The following is a 16,930-nucleotide window of genomic DNA, read 5'->3' as shown; positions in this document are numbered from 1 at the left end:
CCTTCCATCACCGACTGTGCCGACGCCATTACACGAATGAGCGGGAATGGACCGGCTCTCCCGCGGGCACCTGACTGGGCATGCCGCGGGGGAACTTCGAGATCCGGCCATCCGTTTGATCTCCTGACCGGACCCCGACGCGGCAGGAGGGGAGAGCGCAGTGGCAGGTTTTCTGGACCGCGCGAAGGAACAGGCGCAGCGCGGCCTCACACAGGGCAAGCAGAAGCTCGACGAGGTGCAGGCGCAGCGCGCCGGCGGGGATTTGCTGAAGAAACTGGGCGCGGCGTACTTCGCGGAGCGGCGCGGTTCCGGCTCGCCCGAAGCGACGCAGCAGGCGCTCCAGGCCCTGGAGGCGCACATAGCGGTGCACGGGGACTCCTTCCTGCACGGCTGACCGCCCCGCCGACCGCCCGCGGCTGACCGGATCGGCTCGCACACCGTACGAACGCCTCGGCAGGACCGCTCACGTGCGGGTCACGCACCTGGCGAACACGTGGTCCCGACCACCTACCAGCGGGTAGAAGCAGTGGTACGAGGCGGCCGCGACGGGTGGCCGTCGCGGAGTGAAGGGAGCGGCCGTGGCCCCACCCATGTCCGCGGACAGTTTCCGGGACCGGCTCAGAGAGGAAGGCGTCACCGTCGTCGAAGTCGGTGACTGGCAGACCCACAATCGCAATCACAAAGGCCCCTGGGGCCCGGTGAACGGCGTGATGATCCACCACACCGCGACCTCGGGCAGCGCGCGCACGGTCGAGCTCTGCCGCGAGGGCCACGCCTCGCTGCCGGGCCCGCTGTGCCACGGCGTCATCACCAAGGACGGCGTCGTCCATCTCGTCGGGTACGGGCGCGCCAACCACGCGGGCCTGGGCGACGACGACGTCCTGCGCGCCGTGATCGCCGAGAAGGGCCTCCCACCGGACAACGAGGCGAACACCGACGGCAATCCGCACTTCTACGGCTTCGAGTGCGAGAACCTGGGCGACGGCGAGGACCCCTGGCCGGACGCGCAGCTCGACGCCGTCGAGCGGGTCGCGGCCGCCGTCTGCCGCCACCACGGCTGGACGGAGCGCTCGGTCATCGGCCATCTGGAGTGGCAGCCGGGCAAGGTGGATCCGCGGGGCTTCACGATGGACTCGATGCGGGAGCGCGTCCGCGGCCGCCTGAAGTGACACTCCTGATGTCACCTGCCTGAAGTGACGTTCTCCGCCGGGTGCGGTGCGGGAAGGGGGCCTCGCCGATTGCGGGACCGGCCGGGAGCCCCCGGGCGCCGGGCCCGGCGGGTCCTCGTCCGGACACATGTCCGACAATGGCGGGGTGACCGGCTCCGACACCTCCGCACCACTCGGCCCCGGCGGCCCCGGCGGACTCGCGCCACGGCTGCCGTCGCCGGTGCAGGAGGTCCGGGACGAGCGCTTCGCCCGGCACGGCGTACGTCTGCTGCTCAAGCGGGACGATCTGATCCACCCGCAGCTGATCGGCAACAAGTGGCGCAAGCTGGTCCCGAACCTGCGGGCCGCGGCGGGCCGCACGGTGCTGACCTTCGGCGGGGCGTACTCCAACCATCTGCGCGCGACGGCCGCCGCGGGCCGCCTCCTCGGACTGCCCACGGTCGGTGTGGTCCGGGGCCACGAGCTGGCCGGCCGGCCGCTCAACCCCTCGCTCGCGCGCTGCGCGGCCGACGGGATGCGGCTGCACTTCGTCGACCGGGCGACGTACCGGCGCAAGGCCGAGCCGGAGACGCTGGCCGCGATCCTGCGCGCGACGGCCGCCGGGGACGTGCGCGACGTCCGTGACGTGCACGTGGTGCCGGAGGGCGGCAGCAACGTGCTCGCCGTACGCGGCTGCCGCGAGCTCGGTGCGGAGCTGGGCGGACTTGCGGACGTCGTCGCCGTGGCCTGCGGGACCGGCGGCACCCTCGCGGGGCTGGCCGCGGGGCTCGCGCCGGGCGTGCGGGCCCTGGGCGTGCCGGTGCTCAAGGGCGGTTTCCTCGGCGCCGACACGGCGGCCCTCCAGCGGGACGCGTTCGGCGGCCGCCGGGGCGACTGGTCCCTCGACGACCGCTTCCACTTCGGCGGCTACGCCCGGACCACCCCGGCCCTCGACGCCTTCGCCGGGGACTTCGAACGCCGGCACGGCCTGCCCGTGGAACGGCTCTACGTCGCCAAGATGCTGTACGGGCTCGTCACGCTGGCCGCCGAGGGCGCCTTCCCGCACGGGACGACGGTGGCGGCCGTCGTCACCGGAGCGCCCTTCGGACCGGGCACCACCGCACCGCCCGCCGCACGGTCCACCGCACCGCCCGTCGCACCGCCCGCGGCTCAGACCGCCTCCCGGTAGGCCGCCGCCTCCTCCAGGTCGAGGCGGCGCAGCAGGGTACGCAGCATCTCGTCGTCGATGTAGCGCTTGTCCCGCAGCCTCACGAAGACCTCGCGTTCGGCGCTGATCACCTCGCGCGACAGCCGGCTGTAGGTGTCGTCGACCGTCTCCCCGGTGATGGGGTTGACCGAGCCGAGCCGCTCCCAGACGGCGTTGCGGCGCCGCTCCAGGACCGTGCGCAGCCGGTCGGCGAGCGGCGGCGGCAGGGCGTTGCGCTCGTCGGCGAGCAGGTCCTCGAGGCACTGCTCGGCCGCCCGGGACGCCTGGGCCTGGGCGTTCGCCTCCGCCAGCGTCTCGGCCTGCGCGTCCCGGCCCGGCAGCTTCAGCACCTTGATCAGCGGTACGAGGGTGAGCCCCTGCACGACGAGCGTCCCGATGACACTCGTGAAGGTCAAAAAGAGGATGAGGTTGCGCCCGGGGAAGGGCTCGCCGCCGTCCAGGGTCTCCGGTACGGAGAAGGCGATGGCGAGCGAGACGACGCCCCGCATGCCGGCCCAGCTGATGACGAACGGCCCCTTCCAGCCGGGGTCGTCCTCCCGCTCGCGGATCCGCCCGGACAGCAGCCGGGGCAGGAAGGTCGCCGGATACACCCACACGAACCGGGCGACGACGACCACCAGGAAGATGGCGACCGCGTACCAGGCGGCGCTGACTCCCTCGTACTCCCCGAGCCCGCGCAGCACGACCGGCAGTTGCAGGCCGATCAGCGCGAAGACCGCCGACTCCAGGATGAAGGCGACCATCTTCCACACGGCGGTCTCCTGGAGGCGGGTGGCGAAGTCGACCTCCCAGGAGCGGTGGCCCAGGTAGAGCGCGACGACGACGACCGCGAGCACCCCGGAGGCGTGCACCTGCTCGGCGACTCCGTACGCGACGAAGGGGATCAGCAGCGAGAGGGTGTTCTGGAGCAGCGCCTCCTTCAGGTGGGTGCGCAGCCAGTGCAGCGGCATCATCAGCACGAGCCCCACAGCGACGCCGCCGGCCGCCGCCACCACGAACTCGCGCAGCCCGCCCGCCCAGGTGGCGCCCTCGCCGACGGCCGCCGCGAGGGCCACCTTGTAGGCGGTGATCGCGGTCGCGTCGTTCACCAGGGACTCGCCCTGGAGGATCGTGGTGACCCGGGAGGGCAGCCCCACCCGGCGGGCCACCGCGGTGGCGGCGACCGCGTCCGGCGGGGCCACCACCGCGCCGAGCACCAGCGCCGCGGGCAGCGGCAGGTCCGGCACCAGCAGGTACGCGGCATAGCCCACGACGACGGTCGCGAAGAGCACGTAGCCGACCGAGAGCAGCGCGACGGGCCGCAACTGCGCCCGCAGGTCGAGGTAGGAGCTGTCCGTGCCCGCCGTGTAGAGCAGCGGGGGCAGCAGCAGCGGCAGCACCACATGGGGGTCCAGCGTGTAATCGGGGACCCCTGGGACGTACGAGACCATCAGGCCCACCGCCACCAGCAGCAGCGGGGCGGGGACCGAGGTCCTGCGGGCGGCCCCGGCGACCACCGCGCTCCCGGCCACCAGCAACAGCAGTGGCATAACGTCCATCGTCTTCCGCCCACCCTCGGTATCCGCGCGGCCGGCCGCGCACCCGTCGTAACCTGGCAATCATGAAACAGTGCACGCACTCCGACGCGTTGCCGCACCCCGCGCCCGCGCCCGCGAGCGACACCTGCCTAGAGTGCCGGGCGGCGGGCACCCACCCGGTGCAGCTCCGGCAGTGCCTGGTCTGCGGGCACGTGGGCTGCTGCGACTCCTCGCCGCTCCAGCACGCGACCGGGCATTACAAGGAGACCGGGCACCCCGTCATGCGTACGCTCGAAGCGGGCGAGGACTGGCGCTGGTGCTTCGTCGATCACGTACTCGTGTGACCCGCCGCCGGGACGGTTCGACCGCCTGACGCCTGGGTACGTCAATCCGGCGCGCGCTCTTCCTATTTGGGACCGCAGACCCCTAGCCACTGTCCGTACTCATGGGCTTACTATGAGTGACAGCACACGCGGGGCAGGGTCCCCGGGACAAGGAACTTGGGAGCGCGATAGCGTCACGGCTGAACCACCTGTCGCGTTACCCCGAGGGGCGACCCTCGGCTCCCGAACAAGCTTGTACCACCTTGGAGGTGAGGGTGTCCCAGATCGCAGGCGAGCCCGCGACCCAGGACTTCGTGGAAGTCCGGCTGCCGGCTGCGGGTGCCTACCTGTCGGTGCTGCGTACGGCCACGGCCGGCCTCGCGGCGCGCTTGGACTTCACCCTCGACGAGATCGAGGACCTGCGCATCGCGGTCGACGAGGCCTGCGCGATCCTGTTGCAGCAGGCCGTGCCCGGCTCAGTGCTGAGCTGTGTCTTCCAGCTCATCGACGACTCACTCGAGGTCACCGTCTCGGCGCCGACCACGGACGGTCACGCCCCCTCGCGGGACACCTTCGCCTGGACCGTCCTCTCGGCCCTCGCGGGCCAGGTCGACTCCTCGGTCGCCGAAGACAAGACCGTTTCGATCAGTCTCTACAAGAAGCGCGGCGCGGGACCCGGGCCGGCGTGAGGAACGGGGACGGGCCGGTGCGGGACGAAGAGCGCGACACACGGGAACTTTCCGCCGAGGGCACCCGCGCCCCCGACGGTTCGCGGTCCCTGGCGGACGGCGTCGACGGCCTTCCCGAGCAGGCCCGGCCGCATCCGGACCAGGACGCCACCCCGGCCGCGGCCGGCGCGTCCCGGCACCGGGAGGCCCCCGGACCCGGCCCGGCCGCAGGTCCGGCGGCGGAACCGGCCGGCGAGGGCAGTCGGGGGACGCCCGCCGGGCGGGGCGGCGGGCGGCGGTCCGCCGAAGGCACCGCGCGCGGCTCGTCCCCCGGCGGAAGGTCCGGCGTCTCCCCCCTGCTCGGAAGGGCGCCCGGAGCGAGCGCGACCGAGGCCTTGGGGGACGAGCCGGGAGCTCGGGAAACGGTGACGGGCGGGACTATGGACGAGCACGAGCGAAACGCGGAGCAGAGCGTGCGGGGCACGCAGCACGACAGCCAGGACCGCAGCGGGGCACGGGCGATGTTCATCGAGCTGCGCACCCTGAAGGACGGCAGCGCCGAGTACGCGGAGCTGCGCAACCAACTGGTCCGTATGCACCTGCCGCTCGTCGAGCACCTCGCGCGCCGCTTCCGCAACCGCGGCGAGCCGCTGGACGACCTCACCCAGGTCGCCACCATCGGCCTGATCAAGTCGGTCGACCGCTTCGACCCGGAGCGCGGCGTCGAGTTCTCCACGTACGCGACGCCCACGGTCGTCGGCGAGATCAAGCGGCACTTCCGGGACAAGGGCTGGGCGGTGCGGGTGCCGCGGCGCCTGCAGGAGCTGCGGCTCGCGCTCACCACGGCGACCGCGGAGCTCTCGCAGCTGCACGGCCGCTCACCCACGGTCCACGAGCTCGCCGAGAAACTGGCCATCTCCGAGGAGGAGGTCCTGGAGGGCCTGGAGTCGGCGAACGCGTACTCCACGCTCTCCCTGGACGTCCCCGACACCGACGACGAGTCACCGGCCGTGGCGGACACGCTGGGCGCCGAGGACGAGGCGCTGGAGGGGGTCGAGTACCGGGAGTCCCTCAAGCCGCTGCTCGAAGACCTCCCGCCCCGGGAGAAGCGGATCCTGCTGCTGCGCTTCTTCGGCAACATGACCCAGTCGCAGATCGCCCAGGAGGTCGGCATCTCCCAGATGCACGTGTCCCGCCTGCTGGCACGCACCCTGGCCCAGCTGCGGGAGAAGCTCCTCGTCGAGGAGTAGGCCCCTCGGGACCCGTAGGCCCGTAGACCCGTGGGGCCGTCACGTCCGGGGACTCGGCGCTCCGGGCCGCCGGTCGGCTACTTCCCGTCCCCCGCGTCGCCCGGTCCCCTGATGCCGAGAGCGCGCGTCGTCGCGGGGTTCACGAGCAGCACCAGCGCCGTGACCGCGACGACCGCCAGGGCGATACCGGCGGGGATGGCAATGCTGTCGGCCTGGAGCAGGTTGTACACCACGGGCAGCGCCATGATCTGCGTGATGACCGCCGGGCCCCGGCTCCAGCTCCGGCGCAGCAGCAGACCGCGCGCGGCCAGCAGCGGCAGCAGCGCGAGGACGATCAGCGTGACTCCGCCGGTGACGGCCTGCTGCCGGTCGTCCGAGCCTCCGGTGAACCCCAGGACCAGGATGTAGACCCCGCCGACGGCGAGGGCCAGCCCCTCCACCGCGGCAAGCACCGCGGCGGCGGTCAGCCGCCCGGGACGGGCTTCGGCGCCGACGACATCGGCATCAGGGGCGGGGGCGGGGTTCTGCGCAGAGCTCACCTGTGCAGGGTAGCCCGGGGGCGCCGGGGAGGGACGGGGCGGTACGGGCGCACCGGCGGGCGGACACCGGGCGGCGACGGCACGGGCTCGGCGGACGTGGCCTCGGGTGCCCGGCGGGCACAGCCCCTTACCATCGGCCGACGGCGGCTCCGGACACCCGGCCGACGGCGGCTCCCGCTCACGGGCGGCGGCCGTAACCGGGCGGCGAGGGCCCCGCAGCTGGGCGGCGCGCGGCTATAGGCGTCCGGTGTCAGCGCGCCACCTGCGCGTCCAGCTCTTCGGTCTCTTACCTGATCCCTACCTCGGTATGGGCCGAGTACCGATCGGTAGGTACGCTGCATCGCATGCGTGCACTTCTCGTGGTCAATCCGGCAGCAACCACCACAAGTGCGCGTACGCGTGACGTACTGATCCACGCACTGGCGAGCGAGATGAAGCTCGAGGCGGTCATGACCGAGTACCGCGGGCACGCCAGGGACCTCGGCCGGCAGGCCGCGGAGAGCAAGGACATCGAGCTGGTCGTGGCCCTCGGCGGCGACGGCACGGTCAACGAGGTCGTCAACGGTCTGCTGCACCACGGACCCGATCCCGAGCGGCTGCCCGGCCTCGCCGTGGTGCCGGGCGGCTCCACGAACGTCTTCGCCCGCGCCCTGGGCCTGCCGAACGACGCCGTCGAGGCGACCGGCGCCCTGCTGGACGCCCTCCGCGAGCGCCGGGAGCGCACGGTCGGCCTGGGTCTCGCCGCGGGCACGCCGGGCACGGAGGACGAGGCGGTGCCGTCCCGCTGGTTCACGTTCTGCGCGGGGCTCGGCTTCGACGCGGGGGTCATCGGCCGGGTCGAGCAGCAGCGCGAGCGCGGCCGGCGTTCGACGCACGCCCTCTATCTGCGCCAGGTGGTACGCCAGTTTCTGGACGAACCGCACCGCCGGCACGGAACGATCACACTGGAGCGGCCCGGCGCGGACCCGGTCACCGATCTGGTCCTGTCCATAATCTGCAACACCTCGCCATGGACGTTTCTCGGCAATCGTCCGGTGTACGCGTCGCCTAAGGCGTCGTTCGATACCGGACTGGACGTACTCGGTCTCAGCCGCATGTCGACGGGCGCGGTTGCCCGGTATGCCACCCAGTTGCTCACTTCGTCCCCCGAGCGCGGACCCCGGGGGAAGCACGCGGTCTCACTGCACGACTTGACGGACTTCACCTTGCATTCGAAGGTGCCGCTGCCGCTCCAGATGGACGGCGACCACCTGGGACTGCGAACCAGCGTGACGTTCACAGGCGTACGCCGTGCACTGCGTGTGATTGTGTGAGTGGAACGGGCCAAAGTCCTTTCACTCGAACGTTTAGGCCAGGATCCACCCCATGGAAGTACGGCTGTGACCTAGTCGACACCGAGGAATCAAAAAAAACTTTCCTGAAGGGGTTGTATCCGCCGCTGAGGTTTGCGAGTCTCTACGTGGCGCTCGGGACGGCCCGCAACATCGGCCCCCACAGAGAGCCCGAACCCCTCCTCAATCCACAGGACCACGTCAGCCTGTCTGACGATCGGCCCTTCACTTGTTGAGGGATTCGTGAAAGCGTTCACATTCACAAGCAAATCTGCATGTAATACCAAGGAGAGGTAGCAGCCATGGACTGGCGTCACAACGCCGTTTGCCGCGAGGAAGACCCCGAGCTCTTCTTCCCCATCGGCAACACCGGTCCTGCGCTGCTGCAGATCGAGGAAGCCAAGGCCGTCTGCCGTCGCTGCCCGGTTATCGAGCAGTGCCTGCAGTGGGCGCTTGAGTCCGGTCAGGACTCCGGCGTCTGGGGTGGCCTCAGCGAGGACGAGCGCCGCGCCATGAAGCGCCGCGCCGCCCGCAACCGGGCCCGTCAGGCCTCCGCCTGACGGTCCGCCCCCCGACGAGCCTGAGCTTGGCGGCGCGTACAGCGAGTACGCATCTCCCGCCCCCGAGCCGCAGCGCGCAGTACCCCTGATGCTCCCCCGGCCCTCACGGCATGGGGGTACACATCGCAACGAGCTCTTAGCCCCGGACCACTTGGTGGTCCGGGGCTCATTGCTGTGCCGAGGTACCCCTGACCAGCACTACTTGTGCGACCGCACCGGGACGTCGAGGATCACCTGCGTACCGCGCTCCGGCGCCGGGACCATGTCGAAGGTGCCGCCCAACTCGCCCTCCACCAGGGTCCGGACGATCTGGAGGCCCAGATTGCCCGAGCGGTGCGGGTCGAAGCCCTCGGGCAGACCGACCCCGTCGTCCTGGACGGTGACGAGGAGGCGGGCCTCCTTGCTGGTGCCGCCGCGGACGGCCGACACCTCCACCGTGCCCCGGTCGCCCTCGCGGAAGCCGTGCTCCAGAGCGTTCTGGAGGACTTCGGTCAGGACCATCGACAGCGGGGTGGCGACCTCGGCGTCCAGGATCCCGAAGTGGCCCGTGCGCCGGCCGGTCACCTTGCCCGGCGAGATCTCGGCGACCATGGCGAGCACCCGGTCGGCGATCTCGTCGAACTCCACGCGCTCGTCCAGATTCTGAGACAGCGTCTCGTGCACGATCGCGATCGAACCGACCCGGCGTACGGCCTCGTCGAGCGCCGCGCGGCCCTCGTCGGAGCCGATGCGCCGGGACTGGAGCCGCAGCAGCGCGGCCACCGTCTGGAGGTTGTTCTTCACCCGGTGGTGAATCTCCCGGATGGTGGCGTCCTTGGTGATCAACTCGCGCTCGCGGCGGCGCAGTTCGGTGACGTCGCGCAGCAGGACGAGCGAACCGACGCGTGTGCCCTTGGGTTTGAGCGGGATCGCCCGCAGCTGGATGACGCCGTCACTGGCCTCGATCTCGAACTCCCGGGGCGCCCAGCCGCTGGCGACCTTGGCCAGCGCCTCGTCCACCGGGCCGCGGGACGGGGCGAGTTCGGCGGTGGTCAGGCCCAGGTTGTGGCCCACCAGGTCGGCGGCGAGGCCGAGCCGGTGGTACGCGGACAGGGCGTTCGGCGACGCGTACTGCACGATGCCGTCCGCGTCCAGGCGGATCAGACCGTCGCCGACCCGGGGCGAGGCGTCCATGTCGACCTGCTGGTCCGGGAACGGGAAGGCGCCCGCGGCGATCATCTGGGCGAGGTCGGAGGCGCTCTGGAGGTAGGTGAGCTCGAGCCGGCTGGGCGTCCGTACCGTCAGCAGATTGGTGTTGCGGGCGATCACTCCGAGGACGCGGCCCTCCCTGCGTACGGGGATGGACTCGACCCGGACCGGGACCTCCTCGCGCCACTCGGGGTCGCCCTCGCGCACGATCCGGCCCTCGTCCAGCGCGGCGTCCAGCATCGGGCGGCGGCCCCGTGGGACGAGGTGGCCGACCATGTCGTCCTGGTAGGAGGTGGGGCCGGTGTTGGGCCGCATCTGGGCCACCGAGACGTACCGCGTGCCGTCGCGGGTGGGGACCCACAGGACGAGGTCGGCGAAGGAGAGGTCGGAGAGCAACTGCCACTCCGAGACCAGCAGATGCAGCCACTCCAGGTCGGAGTCGCCGAGGGCCGTGTGCTGGCGTACGAGATCGTTCATGGAGGGCACGTGTGCGAGCGTACCCGGCGTATGGGACAGGTCCCGAAAACGGCCGTCCGCGCGGGTACGGGGATCGCGGGTGTACGGGCCCGGAGACACCCGCGGGCCGCGGCGCCTGAGAGGGACCCTCAACCCTCCCGGCACCGCAGCCCGGAGCAGCAACGGCCGCGGGGTGTGCGGTCCCGGTCGGCCGAAGGAGAGGAGCCGGAGCAGTCAGGGCAGAGAGCGCCGGTTCCTCGGTCCGCCTTCCTGTGCGGGGAAGACGGAGGCTCGTCGTTCACACGCTGTCGCGCGGTCGCCCACGCGCTTTACCTGCGTTTTGTGGACTAGACCATAGTCCTGCGTCCACGTGCCGCTGTCCATGCGTCGGCGGATGTTTGTTGTTGTCTCTTTATCCAACATCTTCCGGTGCCAACCGACATCCGCGGTGGCCCTGCTCGCAGGGTAGCCCGCTTCGGCGTGCCCGTGGGGCCCGAACCCGTCACCGCGGCCAGATCGTCATGGCCAGCTCCGCGACCGCCTCCAGTTCCTCCCTCGTCGCACCGTCGCGCGCCTGCTGGGACATGCCCTGGATCATCGCCCCGGTGTGCCGGGCGAGGGCGGCGCTGTCGGTGTCCGCGGGCAGGTCACCGGCCGCGATCCCGGCTCTTATCCGGCTCTCGAAGGCGGCGATGTTCGCGTTGCGCCGGTCGCGCAGGAACCGCTCCACCTCGGGCGAGCTGCAGTTCGTGGCCGCGTGGACGACCAGGCACCCGTACGGGTGACCCGGGTCGGTGTACTCCGCGGCGGCCTCGCGCAGCATCCGCCCGATCGCGCCGCGGGCCGTGGGCTCCTCGGCGAACGCCCGGTCGCCGAACGACCCGTACCGGGTGCCGTACTCCTGCACCACCTCCACGAACAGCGACTGCTTGTCGCCGAACGCCGCGTAGAGGCTGGGCGCGCCGATGCCCATGGCACGGGTGAGGTCGGAGACGGAGGTCGCCTCGTAGCCGTGCTCCCAGAAGGCCATGATCGCCTTCTCCAGGGCCGTCGCACGGTCGAAGGAGCGGGGGCGGCCCCGCTGCTTGGTCCGGATTTCGGCGGTCCGGGTCTCGGCGGTCCGGATTTCGGCGGTCCGGATTTCGGCGGTCCGGGTCTCGGCGGTCCGGGTCTCGGCCTGCGTCCCGGCCGGGGGCTTCGCTTCGCTCACCATCGCTCGCTCACCATGGGGTGGATTTTATAGCGGGTGCTAGAGAAATGTCGGCGGGCTGCTGTACGGTCTTTCTGTAGCGACCATTAGCTAAATGGGAGGGGCGTCGTCATGGGTGTGCTCACGGGCAGGACCGCGCTGGTCACAGGGGGCGGCAGGGGGATCGGGCGGGGCATCTCCGAGCGGCTGGCGCGGGACGGGGCGCGGGTCGCCGTGCACTACGGCAGCAACGAGACGGCGGCGAAGGAGACGGTCGCCGCGATCGAGGCGGCGGGCGGCTCGGCGTTCACGCTGCGCACGGAGCTCGGGACACGGGGGGACGCGGAGGCGCTGTGGGACGCCTTCGACCGGCAGGCGGAGGGGCTGGACATCCTGGTGAACAACGCCGGCATCGGTACGTCCCACCCGTTCCACGAGATCGGCGAGGAGGAGTACGACCGGCTCTTCGCGGTGAACGTCAGGGCGCCGCTTTTCATCACCCGGCTCGGCGCCTCCCGGCTCCGGGACGGCGGGCGCGTCATCAACATCTCCTCGGGCCTCGCCCGCACCGCGATCATGCCGCACGCGATGGCCTACGCGATGACGAAGGGCGCCCTGGACATCTTCACGCGCGACCTGTCCAAGGTGCTCGGCCCCCGCGGCATCACGGTGAACACGGTGGCGCCCGGAATCATCGACACCGACAACACCTCCGGCTGGCTGCACGCGAGCGACGAGGCGTGGGCGGGGGCCGCGGCGATATCGGCGCTGGGCCGGGTGGGCGAGCCGGCGGACGTGGCCGACGTGGTGGCGTTCCTCGCCTCGGACGAGGGGCGCTGGGTGACAGGGCACTGGATGGACGCGACGGGGGGTTCGCTGACGTAGAGGGACGCCGAAGGGCGCGCAGCGGTATGCGGGACGAGGGGCGGGGACTCGCCGTTGGCGGTGCGCCCGCGAGTGCGCCCGCGGATGCGCTCGCGGTGCGCTTGCGGCTTCGTACGCGTATGCGCTCGCGATGCGCCTGCGGCTCCGTGCGCGGATGCGTCCGCTGGTGCGTCCGGGAACGCCTGCCCGGACGGGGCGGCCTGCGTACGGGACCTGGGACCAAGGCTCTGCTAGATTGGTCTATACCACATGTGTCCCTCTGCGGGTTGCAGTCGAGTCCCCTCTCCTAAGGCAGGCCCAGCGTGGAAGTTGTCATCGTCCAGGACGCCGAGGCGGGCGGCGAGCTCATCGCCGAGGCCATGGCGCAGCTGCTCCGTCGCAAGCCGGACGCCCTGCTCGGCGTGGCCACCGGCTCGACGCCGCTGCCCATCTACAAGGCGCTGTCCGCCAAGGTAGGCGCGGGCGCGGTGGACGCCTCGCGGGCCCGGGTCGCGCAGCTCGACGAATACGTCGGACTGCCGGCCGAGCACCCCGAGTCGTACCGGTCGGTGCTGCGGCGGGAGGTGCTGGAGCCGCTGGGGCTGGACGTGGCGGCGTTCATGGGGCCGGACGGCACCGCCGAGGACGTGCAGGCGGCGTGCGAGGCGTACGACCGGGCGCTGGCCGCGGCCGGCGGGGTGGACCTCCAGCTGCTGGGCATCGGCACCGACGGGCACATCGGGTTCAACGAGCCGTGCTCCTCGCTCGCCTCGCGGACCAGGATCAAGACACTGACCGAGCAGACCCGGATCGACAACGCGCGGTTCTTCGACGGCGACATCGAGCAGGTGCCGCACCACGTCATCACCCAGGGCATCGGCACCATCCTGGAGGCACGGCACCTGGTGCTGCTGGCCACGGGCGAGGGCAAGGCGGACGCGGTCGCGGCGACGGTGGAGGGTCCGGTGGCGGCGGTGTGCCCGGCGTCGGCGCTGCAACTGCACCCGCACGCCACGGTCGTGGTGGACGAGGCGGCGGCCTCGAAGCTGAAGCTGGCGGACTACTTCCGGCACACCTTTGCGAACAAGCCGCACTGGCAGGGGATCTAGGGCCTGCCGCTCGGAGCACGCCGCCGACGGGTTCCGGTCCGCGTCCCGGCTCGCGGGCCGGCCCCGGTGCCACCGGTCGCGCGCGGTGGACTAGACCAACGGGGACCCCGACGGTATATAGAGGGGATCACGGAGCGTGCGGGGGGACACTCGCACCAGTAGCCGTGCCACGATGTGAGCCGTGGCCGATCGGGTATGTCGGTCGCTTCGGCATCCGGAGCCGGGAAGGCAGAGCATGAGCACCGACGTCGGCAGTGCGGAGAACGAGGGTGGGGCGCCCATCCGTACCGCGCGCGTGCCCAAGTACTACCGCCTGAAGAAGCATCTGCTCGACATGACGGAGACGCTGCCGCCGGGCACGCCGGTGCCGCCCGAGCGTACGCTCGCCGCCGAGTTCGACACCTCCCGGACGACCGTGCGCCAGGCCCTCCAGGAGCTGGTCGTGGAGGGCCGCCTCGAACGGATCCAGGGCAAGGGCACCTTCGTCGCCAAGCCGAAGGTGTCGCAGGCACTGCAACTCACCTCGTACACCGAGGACATGCGGGCCCAGGGGCTCGAACCCACCTCGCAGCTCCTGGACATCGGGTACATCACCGCGGACGACACGCTCGCGGGTCTGCTGGACATCTCGGCCGGCGGGCGGGTGCTGCGCATCGAGCGGCTGCGGCTGGCGAGCGGCGAGCCGATGGCGATCGAGACGACGCATCTGTCCGCCAAGCGCTTCCCCGCCCTGCGCAGGTCGCTCGCCAAGTACACGTCGCTGTACACCGCGCTCGCCGAGGTCTACGACGTCCGGCTGGCCGAGGCCGAGGAGACCATCGAGACCTCGCTGGCGACGCCGCGCGAGGCCGGGCTGCTCGGCACCGACGTGGGGCTGCCCATGCTGATGCTCTCCCGGCACTCGCTGGACAAGGAGGGGCAGCCGGTGGAGTGGGTGCGTTCGGTGTACCGGGGGGACCGGTACAAGTTCGTGGCCCGGCTCAAGCGCCCCATGGACTAGTGCCCCGGTCCACCTGCCCGTGGTGCGCGTGGTGTAGCGCGGGTCCCCTTCCTGCTCTACGTTCCTGGCGTCGACGCATGGACGGGAGGACGACCCGGTGCGCACTGCTGAAGGCCCTCGTACGGCAATCCCTCGCAAGGCAACGCCTCGAACCATCGTCATCTGGACCCTCGTCGCGCTGGTGGGCGCGGCGGGCTGGTCCGTGCTCGCGCTCTCCCGGGGCGAGGACGTCTCGGCCGCCTGGATGGTGGCCGCCGCCCTCGGCTCGTACGCCATCGCCTATCGCTTCTACGCGAAGTTCATCGCGTACCGGGTGCTCAGGGTGGACCGGACGCGGGCGACCCCGGCGGAGCGGCTGAACAACGGGATCGACTTCCATCCCACCGACCGGCGGGTGCTGCTCGGGCACCACTTCGCGGCGATCGCCGGCGCGGGACCGCTGGTGGGACCGGTACTGGCCGCGCAGATGGGGTACTTGCCCGGCACCGTCTGGATCATCGCGGGCGTGGTCTTCGCGGGGGCGGTGCAGGACATGGTCGTCCTGTTCTTCTCCACCCGCCGGGACGGGCGCTCGCTCGGGCAGATGGCGCGGGAGGAGATCGGCCCGTTCGGCGGGGCCGCCGCGCTGATCGCCGCGTTCGTCATCATGATCGTCCTGCTCGGGGTGCTGGCGCTGGTGGTCGTCAACGCCCTCGCGCAGTCGCCCTGGGGCACCTTCTCCATCGCGATGACCGTCCCGATCGCCCTGCTGATGGGCTTCTACCTGCGGGTGCTGCGGCCCGGCCGGGTCTCCGAGGTCTCCCTCATCGGCGTCGCGCTGCTGCTGCTCGCGCTGGTCGCCGGGCGCTGGGTCGCCGAGTCGTCCTGGGCCGGGGCGTTCACCCTCGCCCCCGCGACCCTGGTCGTCTGGCTGGTGGCGTACGGGTTCATCGCCTCGATCCTGCCGGTGTGGATGCTGCTCGCGCCGCGGGACTACCTGTCCACCTTCATGAAGATCGGCACGATCGTGCTGCTCGCGCTGGGGGTGGTGATCGCGCTGCCGATGCTGAGGATGGACGCGGTGACCGACTTCGCGCGGCGCGGGGACGGCCCGGTCTTCGCGGGCTCGCTCTTCCCGTTCGTGTTCATCACCATCGCCTGCGGCGCGCTCTCCGGTTTCCACGCGCTCATCTCCAGCGGCACGACACCCAAGATGATCCAGAAGGAGACGCAGGTCCGGATGATCGGTTACGGCTCCATGCTGATGGAGTCGTCGGTCGCCGTGATGGCGCTGGTCGCGGCCTGCATCATCGACCCCGGACTGTACTTCGCGATGAACGCGCCCTCCGGGGTCGTCGGCACCACCGTGCAGTCCGCGTCCGAGGCGGTGCGGCAGATGGGGTACGTCATATCCCCCGACGATCTGGCCGCGGCGGCCCGGCGGGTCGAGGAGCAGACGCTGCTGTCCCGGACCGGCGGCGCCCCGACGCTCGCGGTCGGCGTCTCGGAGATCTTCTCCAAGGTCACCGGGGGCGGCCTGCGGGCGTTCTGGTACCACTTCGCGATCATGTTCGAGGCGCTGTTCATCCTGACCGCCCTGGACGCGGGCACGCGGGTGGGCCGGTTCATGCTCCAGGACATGCTGGGCAACATCTACCGGCCGTTCAGGAATGTGAGCTGGAAGCCCGGTCTCGTCCTCACCAGTGCCGCCGTGACCGGGCTCTGGGGCTACTTCCTGTGGGTGGGCGTCCACGAACCGCTCGGCGGGATCAACCAGCTCTTCCCGATCTTCGGCATCTCCAACCAGCTGCTCGCCGCCGTCGCCCTCGCCGTCTGCACCACCCTGCTGGTGAAGTCCGGGCGCCTGAAGTGGGCCTGGATCACCGGGATCCCGCTCGCCTGGGACGCCACGGTCACCCTCACGGCGAGCTGGCAGAAGGTGTTCTCCAGCGATCCCCGGGTCGGCTTCTTCGAGCAGCGCTCCGTCTACCAGGACGGCATCGACGCGGGCAAGGTCCTGCCGCCCGCCAAGGACATGGACGACATGCACACCATCGTCACCAACTCCACGGTGGACGGCGTCCTTTCGGCGGTCCTCGCGCTGCTGATCGTCGTGGTGATCGCGGACGCCGCCCGGGTCTGCGTCCGGCACGTGCGGCGCCCGGCCCTGTCCACGCTGAGCGAGGCACCGTACGTCGAGTCGAAGATCGTCGCACCGGCCGGGCTGATCCCGACCCAGGAGGAGAAGGCGGAGCGGAGGGAGGCCGAGCGTGACGCGGTCGGCGCTGGTCAGGACGGTTAGCCGGTCGCTCGGCCGGGCGGGGCGGGGTCTGCGCTGGTACGTACGGGAGCTGACCGACGAGTCGGCGTACGACCGTTATGTCGCGCATGTGCGCGCAGGTCACCCGGAGGCTCGCGTGCCGTCGCGCCGCGAGTTCGAGCGGATGCGCACGGACCGCCGCGAGGAGGACCCCCGGCAGGGGTTCCGCTGCTGCTGAACGGCGCGCCGGCCGGCGTGCGAAAACGGCCAGGTCACCGTTGGGGACCGATATACGGACGAGGGGTTCCGTATGCGTGACGT

The 16,930-nt window shown here is 71.3% G+C and carries 17 protein-coding genes; 13 read left to right on the top strand and 4 right to left on the bottom strand.

Annotation, left to right across the window (positions count from 1 at the left end; genetic code table 11):
* Positions 1-160 precede the first annotated feature (160 nt).
* The 3 genes from ACFV6E_RS15420 (at position 161) to ACFV6E_RS15410 (ending at position 2,337) form a co-directional block, all read left to right on the top strand.
* Positions 161-394 (top strand): hypothetical protein, encoded by a 234-nt coding sequence (locus ACFV6E_RS15420; RefSeq protein WP_385175873.1) that lies wholly within the window; start codon positions 161-163, stop codon positions 392-394.
* Positions 395-578: 184 nt separating this feature from the next.
* Positions 579-1,169, top strand: coding sequence for an N-acetylmuramoyl-L-alanine amidase (locus tag ACFV6E_RS15415; RefSeq protein WP_385175871.1), 591 nt, complete (start codon positions 579-581; stop codon positions 1,167-1,169).
* A 127-nt stretch (positions 1,170-1,296) separates the two neighbouring features.
* Entirely contained in the window at positions 1,297-2,337 is a 1,041-nt protein-coding gene (locus ACFV6E_RS15410; RefSeq protein WP_385461954.1) for a 1-aminocyclopropane-1-carboxylate deaminase/D-cysteine desulfhydrase, read from the top strand.
* On the opposite strand, the gene ACFV6E_RS15405 is transcribed toward ACFV6E_RS15410, so the two are convergent.
* Positions 2,319-3,914: a Na+/H+ antiporter gene (locus ACFV6E_RS15405; protein WP_385461951.1), complete on the bottom strand. Its 1,596-nt coding sequence runs from the start codon at positions 3,912-3,914 to the stop codon at positions 2,319-2,321. The genes ACFV6E_RS15410 and ACFV6E_RS15405 overlap by 19 nt on opposite strands.
* A 62-nt stretch (positions 3,915-3,976) precedes the next feature.
* Here ACFV6E_RS15405 and ACFV6E_RS15400 point away from each other — a divergent pair, with 62 nt between their 5' ends.
* From ACFV6E_RS15400 to ACFV6E_RS15390, 3 genes are all read left to right on the top strand, one after another.
* Positions 3,977-4,237, top strand: coding sequence for a UBP-type zinc finger domain-containing protein (locus ACFV6E_RS15400; RefSeq protein WP_385173437.1), 261 nt, complete (start codon positions 3,977-3,979; stop codon positions 4,235-4,237).
* A gap of 254 nt (positions 4,238-4,491) precedes the next feature.
* A complete protein-coding gene (locus ACFV6E_RS15395; RefSeq protein ID WP_385173439.1) occupies positions 4,492-4,905 on the top strand; it encodes an anti-sigma regulatory factor in 414 nt (137 codons plus the stop codon).
* Positions 4,902-6,134, top strand: a complete 1,233-nt coding sequence (locus ACFV6E_RS15390) for an RNA polymerase sigma factor SigF (protein WP_385173442.1) — start codon at positions 4,902-4,904, stop codon at positions 6,132-6,134. The genes ACFV6E_RS15395 and ACFV6E_RS15390 overlap by 4 nt, the downstream gene beginning before the upstream one ends.
* Positions 6,135-6,211: 77 nt before the next feature.
* On the opposite strand, the gene ACFV6E_RS15385 is transcribed toward ACFV6E_RS15390, so the two are convergent.
* A complete protein-coding gene (locus ACFV6E_RS15385) occupies positions 6,212-6,673 on the bottom strand; it encodes a hypothetical protein (protein WP_385461948.1) in 462 nt (153 codons plus the stop codon).
* A gap of 344 nt (positions 6,674-7,017) precedes the next feature.
* On the opposite strand from ACFV6E_RS15385, the gene ACFV6E_RS15380 reads away from it, so the two are divergent.
* Together ACFV6E_RS15380 and ACFV6E_RS15375 are read left to right on the top strand one after the other, a co-directional pair.
* The gene (locus tag ACFV6E_RS15380; protein WP_385173447.1) at positions 7,018-7,986 is read left to right on the top strand and encodes a diacylglycerol/lipid kinase family protein; all 969 of its coding nucleotides are present in this window, start codon (positions 7,018-7,020) and stop codon (positions 7,984-7,986) included.
* Positions 7,987-8,306: 320 nt separating this feature from the next.
* A complete protein-coding gene (locus ACFV6E_RS15375) occupies positions 8,307-8,564 on the top strand; it encodes a WhiB family transcriptional regulator (protein WP_003992873.1) in 258 nt (85 codons plus the stop codon).
* A gap of 198 nt (positions 8,565-8,762) precedes the next feature.
* Here ACFV6E_RS15375 and ACFV6E_RS15370 read toward each other — a convergent pair whose 3' ends face one another.
* Positions 8,763-10,229, bottom strand: a complete 1,467-nt coding sequence (locus ACFV6E_RS15370; RefSeq protein WP_385173478.1) for a sensor histidine kinase — start codon at positions 10,227-10,229, stop codon at positions 8,763-8,765.
* Between the two features lie 481 nt (positions 10,230-10,710).
* The gene (locus tag ACFV6E_RS15365; RefSeq protein ID WP_385461945.1) at positions 10,711-11,421 is read right to left on the bottom strand and encodes a TetR/AcrR family transcriptional regulator; all 711 of its coding nucleotides are present in this window, start codon (positions 11,419-11,421) and stop codon (positions 10,711-10,713) included.
* A gap of 108 nt (positions 11,422-11,529) precedes the next feature.
* Here ACFV6E_RS15365 and ACFV6E_RS15360 point away from each other — a divergent pair, with 108 nt between their 5' ends.
* The 5 genes from ACFV6E_RS15360 (at position 11,530) to ACFV6E_RS15340 (ending at position 16,847) form a co-directional block, all read left to right on the top strand.
* Positions 11,530-12,282 carry an SDR family oxidoreductase gene (locus ACFV6E_RS15360; protein ID WP_385173453.1) on the top strand — a complete coding sequence of 251 codons (753 nt, stop codon included), beginning with the start codon at positions 11,530-11,532 and terminating at the stop codon, positions 12,280-12,282.
* A 302-nt stretch (positions 12,283-12,584) separates the two neighbouring features.
* Positions 12,585-13,370, top strand: coding sequence for a glucosamine-6-phosphate deaminase (nagB, locus tag ACFV6E_RS15355; protein WP_385173455.1), 786 nt, complete (start codon positions 12,585-12,587; stop codon positions 13,368-13,370).
* 235 nt (positions 13,371-13,605) lie between these two features.
* Positions 13,606-14,370 (top strand): GntR family transcriptional regulator, encoded by a 765-nt coding sequence (locus tag ACFV6E_RS15350; RefSeq protein ID WP_385173458.1) that lies wholly within the window; start codon positions 13,606-13,608, stop codon positions 14,368-14,370.
* A 97-nt stretch (positions 14,371-14,467) separates the two neighbouring features.
* Entirely contained in the window at positions 14,468-16,651 is a 2,184-nt protein-coding gene (locus ACFV6E_RS15345; RefSeq protein ID WP_385461942.1) for a carbon starvation CstA family protein, read from the top strand.
* Positions 16,620-16,847, top strand: coding sequence for a YbdD/YjiX family protein (locus ACFV6E_RS15340; RefSeq protein ID WP_385173464.1), 228 nt, complete (start codon positions 16,620-16,622; stop codon positions 16,845-16,847). The genes ACFV6E_RS15345 and ACFV6E_RS15340 overlap by 32 nt, the downstream gene beginning before the upstream one ends.
* Positions 16,848-16,930 lie beyond the last annotated feature (83 nt).

This window comes from Streptomyces sp. NPDC059785 (assembly GCF_042732375.1).
Lineage (GTDB): Bacteria > Actinomycetota > Actinomycetes > Streptomycetales > Streptomycetaceae > Streptomyces.
The sequence above is the reverse complement of the archived record's forward strand: the minus strand, read 5'-3'. Positions and strand labels throughout refer to the sequence as shown.

Excerpts from the sequence above, each read along its gene's own strand:
- ACFV6E_RS15350 (WP_385173458.1), top strand. The coding sequence starts at position 13,606 with ATGAGCACCGACGTCGGCAGTGCGGAGAACGAGGGTGGGGCGCCCATC.
- ACFV6E_RS15405 (WP_385461951.1), bottom strand. The coding sequence starts at position 3,914 with ATGGACGTTATGCCACTGCTGTTGCTGGTGGCCGGGAGCGCGGTGGTC.
- ACFV6E_RS15380 (WP_385173447.1), top strand. The coding sequence starts at position 7,018 with ATGCGTGCACTTCTCGTGGTCAATCCGGCAGCAACCACCACAAGTGCG.
- ACFV6E_RS15370 (WP_385173478.1), bottom strand. The coding sequence starts at position 10,229 with ATGAACGATCTCGTACGCCAGCACACGGCCCTCGGCGACTCCGACCTG.
- ACFV6E_RS15410 (WP_385461954.1), top strand. The coding sequence starts at position 1,297 with ATGTCCGACAATGGCGGGGTGACCGGCTCCGACACCTCCGCACCACTC.
- ACFV6E_RS15365 (WP_385461945.1), bottom strand. The coding sequence starts at position 11,421 with ATGGTGAGCGAAGCGAAGCCCCCGGCCGGGACGCAGGCCGAGACCCGG.
- ACFV6E_RS15400 (WP_385173437.1), top strand. The coding sequence starts at position 3,977 with ATGAAACAGTGCACGCACTCCGACGCGTTGCCGCACCCCGCGCCCGCG.
- ACFV6E_RS15360 (WP_385173453.1), top strand. The coding sequence starts at position 11,530 with ATGGGTGTGCTCACGGGCAGGACCGCGCTGGTCACAGGGGGCGGCAGG.
- ACFV6E_RS15375 (WP_003992873.1), top strand. The coding sequence starts at position 8,307 with ATGGACTGGCGTCACAACGCCGTTTGCCGCGAGGAAGACCCCGAGCTC.